General features: G+C 66.4%; 18 protein-coding genes, 1 tRNA gene, 1 other RNA gene and 1 pseudogene. 8 read left to right on the plus strand and 13 right to left on the minus strand.

Annotated elements, in window-relative coordinates:
* Nucleotides 1-91: 91 nt before the first annotated feature.
* Complete coding sequence (locus tag AB0A97_RS29100; RefSeq protein WP_361155394.1) at nt 92-1,267, plus strand: serine hydrolase domain-containing protein; 1,176 nt, start codon at nt 92-94, stop codon at nt 1,265-1,267.
* Nucleotides 1,268-1,320: 53 nt separating this feature from the next.
* The gene (locus AB0A97_RS29105) at nt 1,321-2,487 is read left to right on the plus strand and encodes a serine hydrolase domain-containing protein (RefSeq protein ID WP_361155396.1); all 1,167 of its coding nucleotides are present in this window, start codon (nt 1,321-1,323) and stop codon (nt 2,485-2,487) included.
* A gap of 960 nt (nt 2,488-3,447) precedes the next feature.
* Here AB0A97_RS29105 and AB0A97_RS29110 read toward each other — a convergent pair.
* The 3 genes from AB0A97_RS29110 to AB0A97_RS29120 all read right to left on the minus strand — a co-directional run bounded on the left by AB0A97_RS29110 (nt 3,448) and on the right by AB0A97_RS29120 (nt 4,935).
* Nucleotides 3,448-4,017: a hypothetical protein gene (locus AB0A97_RS29110; RefSeq protein WP_361155398.1), complete on the minus strand. Its 570-nt coding sequence runs from the start codon at nt 4,015-4,017 to the stop codon at nt 3,448-3,450.
* A gap of 328 nt (nt 4,018-4,345) precedes the next feature.
* Nucleotides 4,346-4,588 carry a hypothetical protein gene (locus AB0A97_RS29115; protein WP_361155400.1) on the minus strand — a complete coding sequence of 81 codons (243 nt, stop codon included), beginning with the start codon at nt 4,586-4,588 and terminating at the stop codon, nt 4,346-4,348.
* Nucleotides 4,585-4,935, minus strand: coding sequence for a hypothetical protein (locus tag AB0A97_RS29120; RefSeq protein ID WP_361155401.1), 351 nt, complete (start codon nt 4,933-4,935; stop codon nt 4,585-4,587). The genes AB0A97_RS29115 and AB0A97_RS29120 overlap by 4 nt, the downstream gene beginning before the upstream one ends.
* 17 nt (nt 4,936-4,952) lie before the next feature.
* Here AB0A97_RS29120 and AB0A97_RS29125 point away from each other — a divergent pair, with 17 nt between their 5' ends.
* Nucleotides 4,953-5,093 (plus strand): hypothetical protein, encoded by a 141-nt coding sequence (locus AB0A97_RS29125; RefSeq protein WP_361155403.1) that lies wholly within the window; start codon nt 4,953-4,955, stop codon nt 5,091-5,093.
* A gap of 580 nt (nt 5,094-5,673) precedes the next feature.
* Complete coding sequence (locus AB0A97_RS29130; RefSeq protein ID WP_361155404.1) at nt 5,674-6,921, plus strand: amidohydrolase family protein; 1,248 nt, start codon at nt 5,674-5,676, stop codon at nt 6,919-6,921.
* A gap of 127 nt (nt 6,922-7,048) precedes the next feature.
* Here the strand turns inward: AB0A97_RS29130 and AB0A97_RS29135 are convergent, their stop codons facing one another.
* Nucleotides 7,049-7,504 carry a UTRA domain-containing protein gene (locus tag AB0A97_RS29135; protein ID WP_361155405.1) on the minus strand — a complete coding sequence of 152 codons (456 nt, stop codon included), beginning with the start codon at nt 7,502-7,504 and terminating at the stop codon, nt 7,049-7,051.
* A gap of 102 nt (nt 7,505-7,606) precedes the next feature.
* Complete coding sequence (locus tag AB0A97_RS29140; RefSeq protein WP_361155407.1) at nt 7,607-7,822, minus strand: winged helix-turn-helix domain-containing protein; 216 nt, start codon at nt 7,820-7,822, stop codon at nt 7,607-7,609.
* 411 nt (nt 7,823-8,233) lie between these two features.
* Between AB0A97_RS29140 and AB0A97_RS29145 the strand changes: the two genes are divergently transcribed.
* Together AB0A97_RS29145 and AB0A97_RS29150 are read left to right on the plus strand one after the other, a co-directional pair.
* A complete protein-coding gene (locus tag AB0A97_RS29145) occupies nt 8,234-8,995 on the plus strand; it encodes a GntR family transcriptional regulator (RefSeq protein ID WP_361155409.1) in 762 nt (253 codons plus the stop codon).
* 45 nt (nt 8,996-9,040) lie between these two features.
* Nucleotides 9,041-9,964 carry an FkbM family methyltransferase gene (locus AB0A97_RS29150; protein WP_361155410.1) on the plus strand — a complete coding sequence of 308 codons (924 nt, stop codon included), beginning with the start codon at nt 9,041-9,043 and terminating at the stop codon, nt 9,962-9,964.
* A 72-nt stretch (nt 9,965-10,036) separates the two neighbouring features.
* On the opposite strand, the gene AB0A97_RS29155 is transcribed toward AB0A97_RS29150, so the two are convergent.
* The 7 genes from AB0A97_RS29155 to AB0A97_RS29185 all read right to left on the minus strand — a co-directional run bounded on the left by AB0A97_RS29155 (nt 10,037) and on the right by AB0A97_RS29185 (nt 17,297).
* Nucleotides 10,037-10,738, minus strand: a complete 702-nt coding sequence (locus AB0A97_RS29155) for a hypothetical protein (RefSeq protein WP_361155412.1) — start codon at nt 10,736-10,738, stop codon at nt 10,037-10,039.
* On the minus strand, nt 10,738-12,045 hold the full coding sequence (locus AB0A97_RS29160) for a putative T7SS-secreted protein (RefSeq protein ID WP_361155414.1): 1,308 nt from the start codon (nt 12,043-12,045) through the stop codon (nt 10,738-10,740). The genes AB0A97_RS29155 and AB0A97_RS29160 overlap by 1 nt, the downstream gene beginning before the upstream one ends.
* A complete protein-coding gene (locus AB0A97_RS29165; RefSeq protein WP_361155416.1) occupies nt 12,042-12,344 on the minus strand; it encodes a hypothetical protein in 303 nt (100 codons plus the stop codon). The genes AB0A97_RS29160 and AB0A97_RS29165 overlap by 4 nt, the downstream gene beginning before the upstream one ends.
* 12 nt (nt 12,345-12,356) lie before the next feature.
* The gene (locus AB0A97_RS29170) at nt 12,357-13,124 is read right to left on the minus strand and encodes a hypothetical protein (protein WP_361155418.1); all 768 of its coding nucleotides are present in this window, start codon (nt 13,122-13,124) and stop codon (nt 12,357-12,359) included.
* Nucleotides 13,125-13,814: 690 nt separating this feature from the next.
* Nucleotides 13,815-14,576: a glycosyltransferase family 2 protein gene (locus tag AB0A97_RS29175; RefSeq protein WP_361155420.1), complete on the minus strand. Its 762-nt coding sequence runs from the start codon at nt 14,574-14,576 to the stop codon at nt 13,815-13,817.
* 2 nt (nt 14,577-14,578) lie between these two features.
* A complete protein-coding gene (locus tag AB0A97_RS29180) occupies nt 14,579-15,367 on the minus strand; it encodes a GntR family transcriptional regulator (RefSeq protein ID WP_361155422.1) in 789 nt (262 codons plus the stop codon).
* A gap of 1,537 nt (nt 15,368-16,904) precedes the next feature.
* Nucleotides 16,905-17,297 (minus strand): hypothetical protein, encoded by a 393-nt coding sequence (locus AB0A97_RS29185; protein ID WP_361155424.1) that lies wholly within the window; start codon nt 17,295-17,297, stop codon nt 16,905-16,907.
* Between the two features lie 96 nt (nt 17,298-17,393).
* Here AB0A97_RS29185 and AB0A97_RS29190 point away from each other — a divergent pair.
* Nucleotides 17,394-18,139: pseudogene (locus AB0A97_RS29190) on the plus strand (site-specific integrase); the annotation flags it as partial.
* 78 nt (nt 18,140-18,217) lie between these two features.
* Here AB0A97_RS29190 and AB0A97_RS29195 read toward each other — a convergent pair.
* Nucleotides 18,218-18,305 (minus strand) — tRNA-Ser (locus AB0A97_RS29195).
* Nucleotides 18,306-18,457: 152 nt separating this feature from the next.
* Between AB0A97_RS29195 and ffs the strand changes: the two genes are divergently transcribed.
* Nucleotides 18,458-18,556, plus strand: an RNA gene (ffs, locus tag AB0A97_RS29200) — signal recognition particle sRNA small type.
* The last annotated feature ends 13 nt before the right edge of the window (nt 18,557-18,569 follow it).

Here is an 18,569-nt window from a genome sequence, read left to right on the forward strand (position 1 = left end):
GAGCGATTTCTCCCGCTGTCACGCGATGCGTTCAGAGGGCCCTGGAAGCAAGGATCGTGCTCCGACGAAACGATGACCCAGGAGTTGACTCATGCGTACTCAGACAGGGCAGAGCCGTTGTTCCGCGGCCCGGCGGGGCGGTCGGCGTCGACGAGCCGTTTCGGCCGCGGCCGCGGTGGCCATCGGTGTGCTGACGCTGGGCACCCTCGCCCCGCCCGCCGCCTCCGCTGCTGCCGCCGCCAGGCCGGACGCCGTCCAGCAGGCCCTGAACACGCTGGTGCGCGACGATGGGATGCCCGCCGCGCTGGCGAGCGTCCAGGACCGGAACGGCCGCACCCGCACCTACACCGCGGGAGTCGGCGACCTGGCCACCGGCTCGAAAGTGCCCAGGGACGGTCAGGTGCGGATCGGCAGTAATACCAAGGCGTTCACGGCGGTTGTGGTGCTGCAGCTCGTCGGCGAGGGAAAGATCGACCTCGGCGCCTTCGTGGACACCTACCTGCCCGGCCTGGTCCGCGGAAAGGGGATCGACGGGAGCCGCATCACGGTCCGTCAGCTCCTCCAGCACACCAGCGGACTCCCCGATTACGGCATCCACCTCGACGACGACGAGATCAGGAACCGGTATTTCGAGCCCCGCGAGCTGCTCGACCTCGCGCTCAAGCACCAGGCCGACGCGGCTCCGGGGAAAACCTGGGGGTACAGCAACACCAACTACGTCCTGGCCGGCCTGATCGTCCAGAAGGTCACCGGCCGCCCCCTCGCCGAGGAGATGGACCGGCGCATCATCAAGCGCCTCGGGCTGCGTCACACGTACTTCCCCGCCCCCGGCGAGATGACCGTCCGAGAGCCGCACCCTCGGGGCTACCACCGCAACCCGGCGGACGGACCACTGCGCGACTTCACGGAGATGGACCCCTCCGCAGGCTGGGCCGCGGGCCAGTTGATCTCCACCAACTCCGACCTGAACCGCTTCTTCACCGCGCTCCTCGCCGGCCGCCTCCTCCCGGCGGCCCAACTCGCCGAGATGCGCACGACCGTCCCCGCCGGGACCTCCGGCCTCCGCTACGGACTGGGGCTCACGAGCAGGCCACTGTCGTGCGGCGGCGTCTACTGGGGCCACGGCGGTGACATCGCGGGGTACGAGACGCGGGGCGGTGTCACCGACGACGGCCGCGCTGCCAACGTCGCGGTCACCAGCATCCCGACGGACAAGGCGGCCGCACGGCACGTGAACGACGCCGTGGACAAGGCCCTGTGCGGCTGAAGCACGCAACCGGCAACCCGGACGACGCCCCAACGACTCTCAGGACTTGACTCATGCGTGGACAGAAGCGGCGAGTACTCCGCTCGACGGGCCGGCCGCACGGCACGCGGCGACAGATCCTGCCCGGCGCAGCCGCGGTGACCATCGGTGTGCTGACGCTGGGGGCCCTGGCCCCGCCCGCCGCCTCAGCCGCCAGGCCGGACGCCGTCCAACAGAGCCTGAACGCGCTGGTGCGCGACGGCGGGACGCCCGCGGCGCTGGCGAGCGTCAAGGGCCCCGGCGGCCGCAACCGGACCTACACCGCAGGGATCGGTGACCTGGCCACAGGCGCGCCGGTGCCCGTCGACGGGCAGGTGCGGATCGGCAGCAACACCAAGACCTTCGTCGCGGTCGTCGTTCTCCAGCTCGTCGCGGAGAGGAGAATGAGTCTGGACGCCACCGTCGAAACCTACCTGCCCGGCCTCGTCCGCGGAGAGGGCATCGACGGACGGCACATCACCGTCCGCCGGCTCCTCCAGCACACCAGTGGGCTTCCCGACTACAGCAACCGCCTCGGGGACGACGTCCGCTACTACAGCCCCCGTGAACTGCTCGCCACAGCTCTCCGCCACCCGGCCGAATTCGCCCCCGGGGAGAGCTGGAAGTACAGCAACACCAACTACGTGCTCGCCGGCCTGATCGTCCAGAAGGTCACCGGCCGACCTCTCGCCGACGAGATCGACCGGCGGGTCGTCCGACGCGCCGGGTTGCGCCACACCTACTTTCCCTCTCCGGGGGACGCGAGCATCCGGGAGCCTCACCCGCACGGCTACCACCAGGAGCCGGCGGGGACGCCGCTGCGCGACATCACAGAGATCGACCCTTCCTGGGGCTGGGCGGCAGGACAGATGATCTCCACCAACTCCGACCTGAACCGCTTCTTCACCGCGCTCCTGGCCGGCCGCCTCCTGCCCGCGGCCCAGCTTGCCCAGATGCGCTTCACCGTCCCGGCCGAAGCGACCTTCGGCCCGGGCGCCCGCTACGGCCTGGGACTCGTCAGCAGGCCGCTGCCGTGCGGCGGCCTGGCCTGGGGCCACGGCGGCAGTTTCCCGGGGTACGAGACCCGCGGCGGCGCCACCGACGACGGCCGCGCCACCAACGTCGCGGTCACCCTGCAGCTCACCGGCGAGGCGTCCCGGAGGAATCTCGAACGCGCGGTGGATACCGCCCTGTGCCGCTGACCCCCACCGAGGCGTCCCGTGCCTGCGGGCCCGAAACGATGCCGGCCCCACCGGCACGCCCGCACACAGCCACCGCGCCACAACTCCGCCGGGGCTGCGTCCGCGGCACTTGCGACCAGAGAACGTCGAAGGCCCCGGCCGGTTTCCCGGTCGGGGCCTTCGACGTTAGTGCCCGGTGAGGCACTGGCGGAGGATACGAGATTCGAACTCGTGAGGGGTTGCCCCCAACACGCTTTCCAAGTCTGTTGGTAGGCCACATCGGGCATGTGCAAGTGTGTTCACCTGCGTTCTGGCCCGTGTCCCGGGAGGACTAGGAGCCCGATCATGACAGGCCTCAGCCGTGTCACCGATCAGATGCGTTGGTTGCCTCGGGCCGGGAGATGCTGGGGCGTGCCGTCGTCGACGTGAGGCTTGGGTTTCGGTCGAACTTAGCGCAGCCTGTGGCGGGCTTGTCGACTTCTAGGGGCCCGGCTCCGAAAAGAACGGGTGCGGCCCCGGTTCGCTTGGAGGAGGTCGGGAGGCTCGCCCAGGGCCGAACTGACGGGCAGATTTCGAGGCGTCGGCCTGCGATCGCCGACCGTGTATCAACTTCTTGCGTGAGTCGAGGACAGGCGCCCGCAAGATCCTGACGCCTCCGGAGCCCGACATGACGAGATCAGCAGCACTTGTCGCTCTACCCCGTTGCGCTGATCGTCATCTCTCGAAGACCATGGTCGGGGCGAGGCTGCGATCCGCGGCAAGGGGGCAATGGGTGGGGTTGAACAGCGAAGTGAAATGCAGAGCTTCTTGCGAAATCTCCACGTCGTGAGCCAAGCCTCAGTGTGCCTCGGTCTCTGGCATCGGTTGGCTGTGTGCTGTGTGCTGTGTGCGCCGGACGGAAGTGATAAGGCGAAAGGGAGCGCATGCCTGGTTAAGGGCCGGGTGCTGTGAGCGGAGCGAACTTCCTGCAATCCATCCCGTTTACGCACCGGTACTGCGACTCCCCGGCCGGGGCGGTGGCAGCAATAGGTCGCGCTCGGGGTGCTTGCTCCCGATGACGGTCCCTTGAACTCCGAGGTCTTTGCGGGCTGCCTCGTGGAATTCGTTGATGGAGCGGAAGACGGCCCGGTTTCGGTCTCGCCACTCCTGCAACGTGCCGGCCGTCTTGCCTGCGGCCTGCCAGTCGACTTCGAGGGCTGCGGCGTTGAGTTCGTGGGCTGCCTCTACGACGTCGTCGCCGCCCAGCAGCATGACGCGTTCGAAGGCCCTGCCTCGGAGGCGTCCTGCCTCCGCTACGTCGGCGAGCAGTTCCTGCTCCGGCTTCTCTGCCTCGCGCATGCCCTCGCGTTGTTCGTAGAGCCGGGCGGCCAGGAAGATGCAGGCTCGCATCCGGTCGATGTAGGTCTCGTAGGCGCTGAGCTTCTTGTCGTCCCAGCGGGTCTTGAGCTGGTACCTGTTGCGGCTCCGCTCCATGAGGAAGTTGGCCACGTAAGAGCTCATCGCGCCCAGGAGTACGGCAGCGATCGTCACGAACTGCTCAGTGGTCCCCAAGCCATCCCCCAGGCACGGAACTTGTGTCGTCGTGTTGAGGAGTTCATGAGTGCGGCGGGGCGCACGGGGTGGGGTGGCGTAAGCCTGTGGCTGGGGAGGGGAAAGTGGTCGAGGTACGTGGGTGGGGCTCAACGTGCTGCAGCCCGGTTTCCAGTGGGGACACAGCTGGAAACCGGGCTGCCGACGCCGGGCTGGGCCGACGCGGCCCCTCGGCCGGTGGTGCCTCGGTGACGACGCTCAGCGGGTGGACCGCCGAGCAGGCACGCCGAGAGGTTTGGAGACCGGGGGCGGCCAGGCCCGTGCCGGCTCGGCGGCCCCCGGCCGGTCCTCAGTGGGGTTGTGCGGTGGTGAGGCTGTCAGCGGGGTGGGCGTCGAAGTACTGGAAGGCGACGACCTCGTACCTGGTGCATCTGGAGAGGCCGGCGTGCTTCAGGCACCAGAGCTGCGCATCGTCGGATGCCTCGGAGTCGGTGGACTGGGCGAAGCATTCCAGGCACTTCCCGTAGTACCGGATCTCCGCGCCCGGGACGGCGCTCAACGTCCACTCGGTGAAGCGGTAGGGCGACCTCATGTCGGCTCCCCAGTCGACCGTGCGGAGTCCTCAAGGTCGTCGTCGGACTCGTCGTCATCGTCCCGATCGGGGATTCGTTCGCCACGGCTGTCTGCGACTCGTAGCGCGTCCACCAATGCTTCGCGCAGCCGACGAGCCAGGAAGTGGAGCTCGCCCGACGACGCCTTGGGGTCGTCCAGCAGCCGGCCGGCGTGGTCGAGGAGCTCTTCTCCGATGTCGAGCTGCGCCTCTTCCATGCTGTCTGCCAGGCGCGATACGAAGCCGGGGGTGCCGTCCGTCGCCACGTAGCAGCGTCGTCCGTTCGGGCCGGACCACGGGAGCAGGCGCAGCCCTGATGCGGTGCTCATGTCGCCACCTGCACACCGTGAATCCAATACGGGCCGACGTCGATGCCATGCACGGCCAGCCACAGGGCTCGGCGACGTTGCCGCTGGAGTCGCTCTTCTTCCTGTTCCTCGTACGCGATCAGGTACGGGCGGATGAGGGCCACGTCTTCGCCGCGTAGTAGTGGGACATGACTGGTGGGCCTGACGGGTTGGCGGCTGATCGGCGCGGTATCTGCGGCTTGGAGGCGTCGGGTGGCGGTGGCGCGATGGCGCCCTTGGCTGGGGAGCAGCGGCTGAAGAAGCGACTTGATGAAGTGAGCGGTACGGTGCGGCATGTTGACCTGCACTCTCAGATTGGCCACGCCCCGGGCCGTTCGCCGCGGCCGCGGGGGTCTCTGTGATCAGGTGCCACGGAGCTTGCGGCTTGAGTGATCCGCGAGTGCTGGTCGCCGCTGGGTTTACGTGGATGCTCGGTGGTGACAGGCGGCAGATCAGGCACGGGTCAATCACTCAACGTACAGCTAGTTAACTAGCATAGTCGGTGGTGACGCTTCTACCGCTCCCCTTTGAGATTTCACTCTCCGCGGCCAGCCGCGCCTACCTCGGGGAGTCGGGCGCCTGCGCAGTGGCGCTCAGTGGCGTGCCGCCGTCGGGAAGGCGGTGCTGACGGCGGCTTGTTGGTCGGCGGGGACGTCTATACCCTCGAACTGACGGGTCGTCAGGTACGTCGCCGACGCGGCGACCGCTGAGAGGGGCCTCATGACTGGCCAGGCGAACGGCATGAAGGGCACGAACAGCACCACCGAGTCCATCGACATCCCCCGCGTGATCAGCGTTGACGACCACGTGATCGAACCGGCGCACCTCTTCGAGACCTGGCTGCCCGCGAAGTACCGCGATCTCGGGCCGAAGCCGTTCACCGCCGGTATCGGCGAGCTGGCGTACATCGGGGGCAAGTACAAGTTCACGACGGATCCGGCCGGCCAGCTGACGGACTGGTGGCGGTACGAGGGAGACCTCTTCCCGTACAAGCGGATCATCGCGGCCGTCGGGTTCTCCCGGGACGAGATGACACTCGACGGCATCACCCGGGAGCAGATGCGGCGCGGTTGCTGGGACCCGAAGGCACGCCTCGCGGACATGGACCTCAACCACGTCGAGGCGTCGCTGTGCTTCCCGACCTTCCCCCGCTTCTGCGGGCAGACCTTCGCCGAGGCCCAGGACAAGGAAGTCGGCCTGGCGTGCGTCCGCGCGTACAACGACTGGATGGTGGAGGAGTGGTGCGGGGACAGCGGCGGGCGGCTGATCCCGCTGTGTCTGATCCCCTTGTGGGACGTCGACCTGGCGGTGCAGGAGATTCGGCGTAACGCTGCCCGAGGGGTACGCGCCGTGACCTTCAGCGAGATCCCCACCTACCTGGGGCTGCCGAGTATCCACTCGGGTTACTGGGATCCATTCTTCGCGGAGTGCGAGGCGACGGGAACGGTGGTGTGCATGCACATCGGCTCGTCGTCGCAGATGCCGGCCGCCTCGCCGGACGCTCCCCCGGCCGTGCAAGCTTCGCTGTCCTTCAACAACGCCATGGCATCGATGATGGACTTCCTCTTCAGCGGCGTCCTGGTGAAGTTCCCCAGACTGAAGTTGGCTTACGCGGAAGGGCAGATGGGGTGGATCCCCTACGCCCTGGAGCGCGCGGACGACGTGTGGGAGGAGCACCGCGCCTGGGGCGGCGTACGCGACCTGATCCCCGAACCGCCCTCGACGTACTACTACCGGCAGGTCTTCTGCTGCTTCTTCCGCGACAAGCACGGCGTCGCATCGATCGAGACGGTTGGCGTCGACAACGCCACCTTCGAGACCGACTATCCGCATGTCGACTCGACGTGGCCGCACACCAAGAAGGTGGCCGCGGAGCACGTCGCCGGGATGCCGCCGGACGTGGCTTACAAGGTCCTCCGCGGCAACGCGATCCGGATGCTCGACCTGGACCTCGACAGGAAGCGGTGACGACCGAGGGGTAGGCGTCGATTCGTCCTGGCGGCGCCGCTATAGGCACTCGGACCGGGGCCGCTGATCGTCAGAGCGGCCGTACCGGGGGGGCTGATCCCGGTACGGCCGCCCGAATGGTGATACCTCAGTAGGGCTGACGCGTACGCACGCACGGCGTGGAGTACACCGCCGCCACGCGGTCTCCGGACATCAACAAGTCAGCCGCCTCCACCACCGTGCCGCGTGCGTCGTACGACGTGCGCTGAATCGCGATCACTGCCACGCCGGGAGAGATGCCGAGTTCGGCCGCCTCCCTTGCGCTCGGTGGCCGGGCCGTAAGCCGTTCGACGATGTGGTCCAGTTCAATGCCGGCCTCGGTCAGCCAATCCACGGACGCGTCGCCCCACGGAGAGGCAGCGCTCGCAAGTTCCGTCGGTGCCGGGGGCGCCATCGCGTACAGCAGGTAGGAGCGCACGATGCTGTACGGAGCTTCGTCCTTCGGGCGCCGGCCGCGTTCGACGAGCTCAAGCAGTCGCGTCTCGACCTGTACGTTCATCCGCGACGCCAGCTCGTCGTTGGCCCAGACCTCACAGCAGCTCACGGTGACCTCCGGGGAGCCGTCGAGAGCACGTCCCTGCGGTGAGCTGGAGACGTCGGGAGGCTGAGCAGCTCGGTGGTGCCGGTTGTTCGCGTACTCGATCTTTTAGTTCGCTGCTCGGACGAACGTGCCCCGACCGTGGTGCTTCTCGATCAGCCCTTCCGCCTGCAGAACGTTCAGCGCGTGCCGCACGGTCGGCAAGCCGACGCGATGCTGCACGGCGAGGGCGCTCTCGGAAGGCAACCGTGCAGCGGCTGGAAGAGTGCCGTCCTCGATCTGCTTACGCAGGTCGGCGGCGATCTGCTCGTACCGGTCAGCCATGTGGGCTCATCGCCTCCACAAGCTCGGGTACAGGGGTTCTCCTCTTGTCGGCGTTCACGGGTTCATGTCCTCGTCGCGTCTGTTGGGGGCTGTCGACACGGCATCGTCCAGACGAGGGCCCAGGCGGTGAGCCCGTGCTCGTTCCCTCGAAGGCCGAATCGATCAGCGCGGTCTGGTGCGGCAAGGAGGGCCTGCCGGCGGGGCGGGGACGGCTCGCCGAGCACCTTGGTCACGACATGGATCCGGGTGAGGCGCCGGTGTACGTGCGGTTCGTAGCCGGCGTCGGTGAGCCCTGCCGCGATGTCCTGCGCTCGGGATGCAGGTGCAGGCACGGCGGGTCCTCCGTTGCAGATGGATCACGTACTGTGAAGCTAGTTAACTAGGACGGAGCTAGTGGACTAGATTTGCTACATGCCTGAGCAGCCTCCGTACCTCGCCGCCGCTGACCGGCTCCGGCAGAGCATCGCCAACGGCGACTGGTCCCCCGGTGACCGGCTGCCGTCGCGCGCGCAGCTAGCCGGCGAGTACGGGGTGGGCGACAACGTCATCCGGCGCGCGCAGGAGTTGCTGATCGCGCAGGGTTTGCTGGAGGGCCGCGCCGGTTCCGGCACCTACGTTGCTGAGCCGCGGCAGCGGTTGCGCATGGTCAGGTCCTCGTCGCGGGAGCAGCGCGGCGGAGCGCCGTTCCGCGCCGACATGGCGGGGCTCGGGAAGCACGGTACGTGGGAGCACAGCACCGAAGCGAAGGTGCCCGCCCCTCGTGAGATCGCCTCGCGGCTCGGCATCGCCGAAGGTGACCTGTGCGTCCGCACGGCGTACGAATTCCTGGCCGACGGGAAGCCGGTGCAACTGTCGACAAGCTGGGAGCCGTACAGCATCACCGAGGGCACGATCGTGGTGCTGCCCGAGGGCGGACCGTACGCCGGCCGAGGCGTCATCGAGCGGATGGCCGCCATCGGCGTGGCGATCACTCACGCCGTCGAGCGGCCGGAGCCCCGGCAGGCCACCACCGCGGAGGCGAACCTTCTCGGTATCCCGAAGAGCGCGCTGGTCACGCACATCCGGCGTACGTACATCTCGGAGGACGGCCGGCCGGTCGAAACGGCGGACATCGTCGTGCCGGACGCGTACTGCGAGATCGTTTACGAGGTGCCGATCGAGCGCCGTACGTAGGGTGATCCGATCCGCACGGCCGGCTCAACTTCTTCGAGGGCTCAGGTGACTTCTCTCCTCACGCAGTTCAAGTTCGACCTCTCCCGCTGGTACGTGCGCTACGCCCCGGGCACGCTCGGCAAGGCCGGCATCGTGGAGTCCTACCTGAACGCCGGCCTGCGCGACCACCCGCGCATCCGCCGGGCCCGTACGCGCTTCGGCGCCACGATCGTCACCGACACCCAGGACCTGATCCAGCGGTACATCTACCTCTTCGGGGTCTGGGAACCGCATCTGACGCGATGGCTGGAGCGACGGCTCCGGCCGGGCGACGTCTTCGTCGATGTGGGCGCGAACATCGGTTACTACAGCCTGCTCGCCTCGCGGCTGGTCGGCGAGAAGGGGGCTGTGGTTGCTCTGGAGGCGTCCTCCGACTTCCATCGCGTACTGCGCAAGCAGGTGGCGCTCAACGGGTGCGGAAACGTTCGTGCGGTGAACGCCGCGATCTCGGACCGGGAGGAGATGCTCACCTTCATCCTCGCGAGCTCCCACAACATGGGGGCCAACAGCATCGTGCCGTATGCCGGTGAGGCCGAGTCCACTTTCGAAGTAGCTGCTCAGCCGCTGTCGGAAGTCCTCAGTGCTGATGAGCTTGCACGAGCCCGGGTGATCAAGATTGATGTGGAGGGGGCTGAAGGCTCCGTCGTACGGGGGCTGGTCCCGCTGCTCGGCCAGCTCCGGCCCGACGCGGAGCTGGCCATCGAGGTGACGCCGCAGCGGATGCTCGAACTCGGGGAATCGGCCGAGGAACTGCTGGGCGCGCTGCGGGCGAACGGATTCCACATGTACCGCCTTCCGAACGACTACACCGCCAGCCGTTACCCGGCAGCCTTGCGACGCGAAGCAGCGGTGCCGATCCGGTGGCGAGAGCCGATCACCGAGGAGAGCGAGCTGCTCTTCTCCCGCGTTGACGCCGAAGCCCTGCCCTAGTGTCCCGGCAGCCTCGGTCGTCTCCGCGCACTCTGCGCCGCAGGCAGTGCGCCGGTTGGATGCCTGCGATGGTCATCCGAAGGGGGATGTGGCGGCCGCGGTTTCCTCGTCAGCCAGGGGACCACGACCCTGCTTCAGTTGCGGGGCGGTGAAGCTGATACCGCCGGCCACCACCGTCGCCAGCTCCAGGAATTCCTCCTGCGCTTGGAACTCTTCCGTCGACAGTGTTACCACCACAGCTTTGGGCAAGCGAGGGAACGCCATGTGAAAGCTGACGGATAGAACTTCGGTGGCCCCGTTTTCGGGAACTCCGAAGAACACTCCTGGCACCGGAATCACCGTGTCCGACACAACGACCGCAGCGAGCCCTGCGGGCAACTCGACGATGCCCCTGTGCTCACCCCTACCGCCTCCGTCTGGTTGCGCGTCGAGCACGGCTCGCGGGTAGAGGTTGGGGTCTCCCATCGGCCGATCGGCCACAACGATATTGCATGTTCCAGTGAGGAGCAGCCCATCATCTGTCCGCAAGGTGAAAGAGCTGAAGTGGACGAGCCCCTCTTCGACCAGCTTGCTGAGCGTCGCTTCGAAGCTGAGGACGCTGGTGATCAGTTGCTTCGAAGTTGCCGCAGGGTAGATCCGGGCGAGCGCGTCGTAGTGGGCATCCATACGAGTCCCGGGTTCCTGCGCCAGGTCGACGGGGTGGAAACCCTCAGGCAGCGCGTACCACATCGGTAGCAACTCAGCCACTACTGTGTTGTCGAGATCTCGATCCATCACAACGCCTTGGCCACGGTGAAAATTTTCTTCAACGGGTCGACGGCCATGCCGGCGCCGACAAGACCGTCATTGATTTCTGTTCCTCGCAACGCTCTGTCAGTTGTGGCGTCGCTGTGAGTCCAGCCGATGTCCAAAGTCTGGGCCGTGGGCACAGCGAGACCACCGGTTACAACAGCTTGCGTCACGTCAGCGGTCATCTCAGCAGCCGCTCGCGACGACCCCAGTTTCTGAGCCGCCCATTCGATGGGCTTCCCCATGACACGATTCGAGGGGTCTGCTGCTTTGGCGAATTCTCTGAAGTGCACAGCTCCTGTTTTTGCTGCCTGCGAGACAGTCGCGGTACTTTTGGCCACCGCACCAGCGCCACGAGCAGCCCCAAAGCTGGCCCGCCCGGCACCAATAGCAGCCTTGGTCCCCTTGATCGCGGGCCCGACACCCGGAACGGCACCGAGTACGTCGCCAGCCAGCGTCGCCCATTCGCTGATGTTCTTCGATGTCGGCGGAAACATGTCCTTTCCGCTCTTGATGTACTGGTTGGCGTGCTGAGCCGCAGCAGCCAGGCTAAGTCCGATAGCTATCGGCGCGAGCACCGGAACGAAGATGGCAGCGATACCTGCGATGGTGGCAACAACGGTCAGCAGATCGCCTCCGTGTTCGTCCCACCAGTCCCCGAGTTTGTCCAAGAATCCACCGTCGGGAGCATGGTCACTGGCATGTTTCCGTATCTGATCAGCGAAATTTTGCGCCGTGTCGGAGTGTTCACGCTCCAGCTTCTTCGCGTCATCGATCAGGTTCTGAAGCTTGGCCCTCGCGTTTTCCACCGCACGCGAGGCACTGTCCATACGCCCCTGGGCGACGTCCAGTCGATGCTGGGCACTGTCGAGTTCAGCCTTGGTCTCGAATACCTGCCCGGCAAGCTTCAGATCGGGATGGGTTCGGGCTCCCTCGTACTGATGCTCAGCATTCTTGACCTTTTCTCTTGCGTCTTTAGCGTCCTCCTCATAGTTTCTGGCCTTGACTTTCATGTCGTACAGCGCAACACTCCACTTCTTTATTTCTCCTCCTGCCGCTTCGAGTGACTCGTGGGCCCGGCTGAGATAGTCGGGGAGGTCTGATATTTTTTCGGTGAACGCCTTCGCCGCTTCGCCGCTCCAGTAGGAGCTTTCCTTGTCCAGGGAATCGAGCAAATCGTAGGTGCTCTTGAGGGTTGCCGCCGTTTTTGAGAGATTGCCGGCGAGATTGTTTGCCAAGTTCGGGTGGCCAGGTGTCGGGTTCCACCCCAGCCCGCTCCAGTCGTCACTCACTTGGTCTTTCCTTCAGAATTCGCGAACCCTTGCTTGATCTCCTCTTCGGTCTTCTCGTATGCTTTGAGAATGGCTGGCAGCGCTTCATTGAGCGTCTTCAGTCGTTTTTTTGTCTCTTTCAGGCCGTGCTCCCATTCGTCTTCGAAGTCTTCACACGCTTTGTCAAGCGATCGTTTTCCGAGGTTCTTCGGCCCTGTATCTTTCATCCTGCGCAGGGCCTCCTCCATCTGACTCTCACTGTCTTCCAGCTTCTTCTTCAGCTTGCGCAACTGCGTCAAATCAACCGAGAAGTCCGACATCGCTTTCCCCTATTACTCAGGTTCACGCCGACTCTTTTTCTCATCCGCCTGCGCAGCTACCGTGTCGCGGTAGGCGGCGAGGACCACTCCATCCTTCCTGCGCCCTTCCGCTCTTAGCCTCCGCGCCCTGATGAGCATTCGTACACCAACTATCAGAAGTGTCGCCGCGCATATTTGAAAGGCCGCATAAAGTGGCCATTCGCCCCACGCGAACCGCGCGAGGATCTCCGCGAACACCCACCCCAAAAGAGCCAACGCGCATCTGACAGTTGCCCGGTCGCTTCTGGCACGAGCTGTCCGAAGTTCCTTCTCCGCCGTCGCCAGTGTCGTTTCGTCCAGGGGGTCGAAACCGTCCTGTGTGCGGAATTCTTCGGCTACGCGGCGAGCCGCCGCGCTCTCGCGCACTACCTCAGGGGCAGGCCCCCCTCGTACATCGATACCTGTTGAAGAACCAGGCTGCGTTCCCACGCGATAGAAAAGCCACTGCCCTTTTGCTCCCTGCGACTGCCGGAGAAAACCTTCTTCGCGTGCGACGTCCTCGGCCTGACTGACAGAGATGCCCGGATAGCCGACCGGATCGACACGAATGTGACCACGAGCATTCGGAGTGCCCGTACGCAGCTCCTCACGCAGCACATCGACACGCTGCTCCACCGGGAGTTTCTTTTTCCTTCTACGGCTCTCCCAGGTAGCGACAACGGCGAACAGCAACCAAAGCCCGAACCCGACTGCAGTCCACTGCAGAAAGGCTGGACTGTTCTGGCCGCCCGGCGGAGCCATCAACTGAGTGTCAGCCCAAGACATGTGACTCAACTCGCTTCTTCGGTCGCACTTTTGAAGTGACGCTTCCCGCTCTTCACATGCGGTCCTGGGCAGTGATACTGGTCAGGAAGGCGGAACGGATGGCACTCTGGCCGAGGTCTTCCCGCTGCAGCCCGGTCACATCACAGCAACGCCACATCCGCCAGGCGGCCGGATACGATGCAGGGGACTGCTGGGGGAATAGGAATGAAGCGCATGTAGTCGGCCATGCCGACGTTTTGACGCGCAGACAGAAGCTGACGATGCGGGCGGTTCGCATACCGCGGCCGTACAAAAATACGCAGCAACCATGTGGTCTACCCCCAGTCAGCGAAGAGACTTGTCCCTTACTCGCCGACCAGACTTCCCGGCACACCAATGCCAACATACACGGCCCCCATGCCCTACTGACAAGAGGGTGGTCCGCCGTTTTAGTGGCTCTCGTGCTTCCTCGCCAGGAGGTGCACGGATAGGTCGTACGCGGCGTCGACATCGCCGCGGGCGGGGCCCGTTGAGCATTCATATGTCGCGACGATGAGCTGTGCTGACCTGTGCGATTGGCACGACGAGGCATTGGCCCATGTCTGGTGCCCGCGAGCTCAGTCGAGCATCTCCCAGCGAAAAACAACGGGGGTGAGGCTTAGCCACACCCCCGTTGTTCCCGAGCCGTTACTGCTCGGCTTGGTATTGCCAGCCTTCCATTGCCGCCAAGGTGCGCGCTCTGGCCTCGACCACCGCGAACCGTGCCTCCCGCTCGCCTTCATGGACGTGGGCCGCCTGGTTCGTCGCCTGTCCAGGCCACTTCCGGTACAGCAGCCCCGTCTCGGCGGAAAAATGCCCGCGACTGACCGCGCTCAGGGCCATCAGCAGACCGGTGTCCTCGCTCGCCGGCAGGGCCATCCACCCGCCCAGCGCCAGGAGCAGGTCACGGCGTATGAAGAGGGTCGCCGGGTGGACCTGGGCGCGGTAGTTGTGGGCCTTCCAGTGCTGGAGGACGGTGCCACGTTCGATCGGGCCCTCGGGCGGGTCCTGGTCGAAGCCGACGGTAGAGCCGTCGGGGAGGAGGTCCAGTACGCGAGAGGTGGCCCAGCCGAGGGAAGAGTCGGAGGCGAGGGCCTGGAGGTCGCGTGCCAGAGCGCCCGGGGTCAGCATGTCGTCAGCGTCCAGGACCTTGACGTACTCGCCCTCGGCGCGGGACAGGCCTAGCGTGCGTGCGACCGCGGCGCGGCCCTGCCGGCCCTGGCCGAAGGAGATGCGCGGGTCGTCGGGCAGGTGGGGCGTTACGCCGTCGGTCTCGCCGTCTTCCTGGATCACCCACTGCCAGTCCCAGCCGTCCGGCAGCTGCTGCTCGGTCAGCGACTTGTACGCGTCGGCCAGGTACTTCGCGGCCGGCGGGTGGACGGCCGTGATCACCGTGATGAGGTTCGTCATCGTCACCACCGGTCCAGGCGGGTCGTGAACACCAGCTCGGTGCGGTCGCCGGGCATGATCACGTCGGAGACGTCCACCACCCGTCCCTCGGTGTCGATGGAGATCTTGCGGAGCACGATCACGGAGACGCCCTTCTGGAGGCCGAGCTCCTCGGCCTCCTCTGATGTCGGAGGCCGGGCCGTTATCCGTTCGACGATGTGGTCGAGCTCGATGCCGATGGTGTGCAGCTGGCTCTGGGTGCCACCTGGCCACGGCTCGTTGGTCTCGTCGAGAAGGTCGGGGTTGGCCGCCACCACGTCGTGGACGAGGTGGGAGCACACGAGGCTGAAGGCCGCGTCCCCGTCACGCGGGTAGGTGCGGTAGACACGTTCGAGCAGCCGGGTGCCTACGGGGACGGCGAAGGCTGCGGCCAGGTCCTCGTCGGCCTTCGTTTCGCGGTACCGGGCCTTGAAGACGAGATCAGAGACGGTGAGGCCGGTGTCGTGCTCGGTGGCGCCGGTCTTTTCGCGCTCGTTCCGTGCCGCGCGCGCCCGGTCTTTCTCCCACTGGTGGCGCTCGTTGGTGCGCTCCACGCGCTGTGGGGGCTTGCGGACGAAGTTGCCGACCCCGTGCCGTTTATCGATCAGCCCCTCGGCCAGCAGCTCGCCCAGCGCGTCGCGCATCGTCGGCACGCTGGTCTTGTACCGCTTCGCGAGTGTGGTCTCCGCCGGAAGACGCTCTCCAGGCTTCAGCTGGCCTGCGCGGATGTGCTGACGCAACTCGTCAGCGATCCGCTCGTACTTCTTGGCCATGTGGTGCTCACCGTCCCTGATCGTTGGACGGTTTCAGCATAAGTCCTCAAGAGGAGTTGACGACATCAGGACTGGTCCTATGTTCATGAGCTCTCCTCAAGAGAAGTAGAGGACATGAGGTCTTTACGACCTATCGCGCCGCTCGCCCATGCCTGCCCGCGCCGGCAGAGCCGCGCGATCCCGCAGTGCTCGCGCCCGGAGATCTCCGTGAAACGGGGTCGAAGGAAGCGTCCGTTCCTTGAGAACTGAATGGCACGGCGCCTGGCAAGCAGACCGTGCCCGTACCAGTGGTTTTGGCCCTGGCGCCTCCTCGCGGAGGCGCTGACGGCCATGGCCACTCGCCCACGACGAATGGGCGCCGCTGCCCGGCCCTCGCCGGCGCGCGGCTCGCTCAACACAGATCTGCCGGAGCGCCGGTACTCCCGTGCAAAGGACAACGCCGTCGCTCCGGGGCTGCCTGCCAGCCCGTTCAGGTCAGGAGAGCACCCATGAAGCATTGGTTCGGCAGCCACCAGCTCGTCATCGACGACGTAGAGCTGTCCCTCGGCACGCCGCCCGAGCTCTGGCTCGGTGACGAAAGCGAGAGCGCGGAAGAGCGCTAGGCCCGGCTCGACGCAGGCCGCGGAATCCTCGACGCGCCCGAGCTGCTCGACCTTGTCACCCGGATCACCGTGGCCTCGATCGAGGCGGACGTCCCCGACTCGCTGGGGTACGCGCCCGGCGGCGGCACCCGCCTCGCCGGTCGGCCCACGACGTAGCGGAAGGACTTCCCCTGCGAACGGATACTTCGACTACGACGAGACCGAGTACGGCTTCACGCCACTGGACGCCGCGATGAAGCCGGCCTCGACGAAGTGACCGGTGCAGGTTCCTGCCGGGTGAGGCGGTCGCCGTCGGCCCGCTATCCGCGGTGTGCGCCTGCTGGGTCGGGCGGGGTGCCCCCGCGGAGGAGTGCGAGTGCGGGCCCGAGCGTGGGGAGGTGGCGGGTGGCCACGCCCCCGACTGATTCAACTGCGCCGTCGGTCCTCCCGGCGTCGACGATTTCGACGACGGGAGGAGCCGCACCGGTGACAGAGCAGGAAGCCGGAGCGGCTCGCCGAGCGATCGAGCAGTTGGAGAAGGTCGGGCGCCTGGTGACCCGTTCCCTGCTGGTGCTGGGCATCGGGGCTCTGGTCTTCACCTGCGTCAACATCACCACGTTCGCCGTTAAGCACCACGTACCGGGCTGGGTGGCCTGGATGCTCGCCCCGCTCGCGTCACTTGCCCTGTTGACCGTCCTGTACGTCGACGGGGTCCTGGCCGAGCAGGGCGACTACCGGGCGAGGGCGTGGCCGTTCGTCCTGCGCTGGTTCGCAGGGATGTCGAGCTGGATCATGAACTGTTGGCAGTCCCTGTACCCGGACGGTGTCTTCCGGATCATCCCCGAACAGGCGGACGCCGGCGGCTTGCTGCTTCGCTCGGTGGCACCGTTCCTGCTGATCATCCTGGCCGAGGCCTCCGCGGGATACCGCACGTATCTCGCCGCCAAGGCCGTCGCTCACCGCGACACGACCCGCGCATGGGGTGGGAAGACGCTCGTGCCGTCGACCGTGCCGCCCGTGAGCGGCGCGCGCAGGAAGAGCGGGAGCGAGCCGAAGCAGCCGAACGTGAGCAGGCTCTGGAAGCGGCTCGCGCCGTGCGGCAGCAGGACGAGCGTGAGGCGGAACGCGAGGCGCGCGAGCACTCCGCGTGCCTGGCTCGTGAGGCTCAACAAGCGGAAATCGCGAAAGCTCGCGAGCTGGCCCGCATCGAGCAGGAGCAAGAAGAACGCGCCGCGCGGCGAGAAGCGGAGCGGCTGCGCGTCGAGGCGGACATCGAGGCAGCGGAACGGGATCGTGCTGCTGAGCGCGAGGCCCTGCGCACCAGGGCGGAAGCCCGAGGCGAGGGCCATTGAAGAGGCCGAGCGCGTGAGGCGGGAAGCTGCCGCCGAGCGGCGGGAGCGTGCTCAGCGCAGCCGTGCCAAGCACCGTCGGAACAGTACGGGTGGCGCCTCGAAGAGGAGGGGATCGAGCCGTACACCATCGAGGAGATTCAGAGCCTTCTGCGGACGGCCTCGAAGGCGCGCAACAGCGCTCGCTGGATCATCGCCATCGCCCTCGGGCTGCACCAGGGTGAAGCGCTCGGGCTCATGTGGGAGGACACCTACCTGGACGCTGGGTACATCCGTCTTTCGCAAGAACCGCCTGCGGCCCAGATATGAGCACGGGTGCGGGTACACCTGCGGCCGGAAGCCGAGGTACTGCCCCGCGCGCCGTCAGACCCGGCGGGAGTTCAAGAACACCAAGTCACGCGCCGGGCGGCGCACCGTGGGGCTTCCGGATCCGCTGATCAAGCTGCTTCGTAAGCACCAGGAGGAGCAGGAGCGCGAGCGCCAGGAGATGGGGGGAGGACAGGGGGTACGTCTTCGCTCAGCCGACCGGTGGTCCGCTGAATCCGCACACTGATTACCACCGGTGGAAGCAGTTGCTGGAGAACGCGGGAGTACGGGACGGACGGCTCCATGACGCTCGTCACACGGCCGGCGCCGTCCTCCTTCTGCTGGGAGTCCCGGACGTGATCGTTGACGCGATCATGGGCTGGGAACCCGGTGGCTCGGCCCGGATGCGCGCTCGGTACATGCACGTGACGGGCCCGCGCCTGAAGCAGGTCGCCCGTCAGGTCGGGGATGCGCTCTGGGGCGGGACCGGGCCGGAGCGCGAGGGCGGCGGGGGAGGCGCTCCGCCGGCCAACTGAGACGAAAACTGAGACGGACGCGACGAAGGCCCCCACCGCGGACGGTAGGGGCCTTCGACGTAGTGCCCGGTGAGGCACTGGCGGAGGATACGAGATTCGAACTCGTGAGGGGTTGCCCCCAACACGCTTTCCAAGCGTGCGCCCTAGGCCACTAGGCGAATCCTCCGCCGCAAACAATACAAGACGTTGAGGGGTGCTCGCGAACATGATCCGCCGGAGGGGGTCGGGAGGGGGCGTCGAGAGGGGTGGGAGTGATCTTGCGGTGGGGTGGGAGCGGAGTGGGGTCGTGCGGGGGGCGGGGGATCCGCTAGGGTTGGGCACAGCCCCTCACGTGGCGCTATCTCACCGAACTCCCCCAGGGCCGGAAGGCAGCAAGGGTAAGTGAGCTCTGGCGGGTGCGTGGGGGGCGTTTGCGTTCCGGGGATCGGGG

It is taken from the genome of Streptomyces sp. NPDC045470 (assembly GCF_040646595.1).
Lineage (GTDB): Bacteria > Actinomycetota > Actinomycetes > Streptomycetales > Streptomycetaceae > Streptomyces.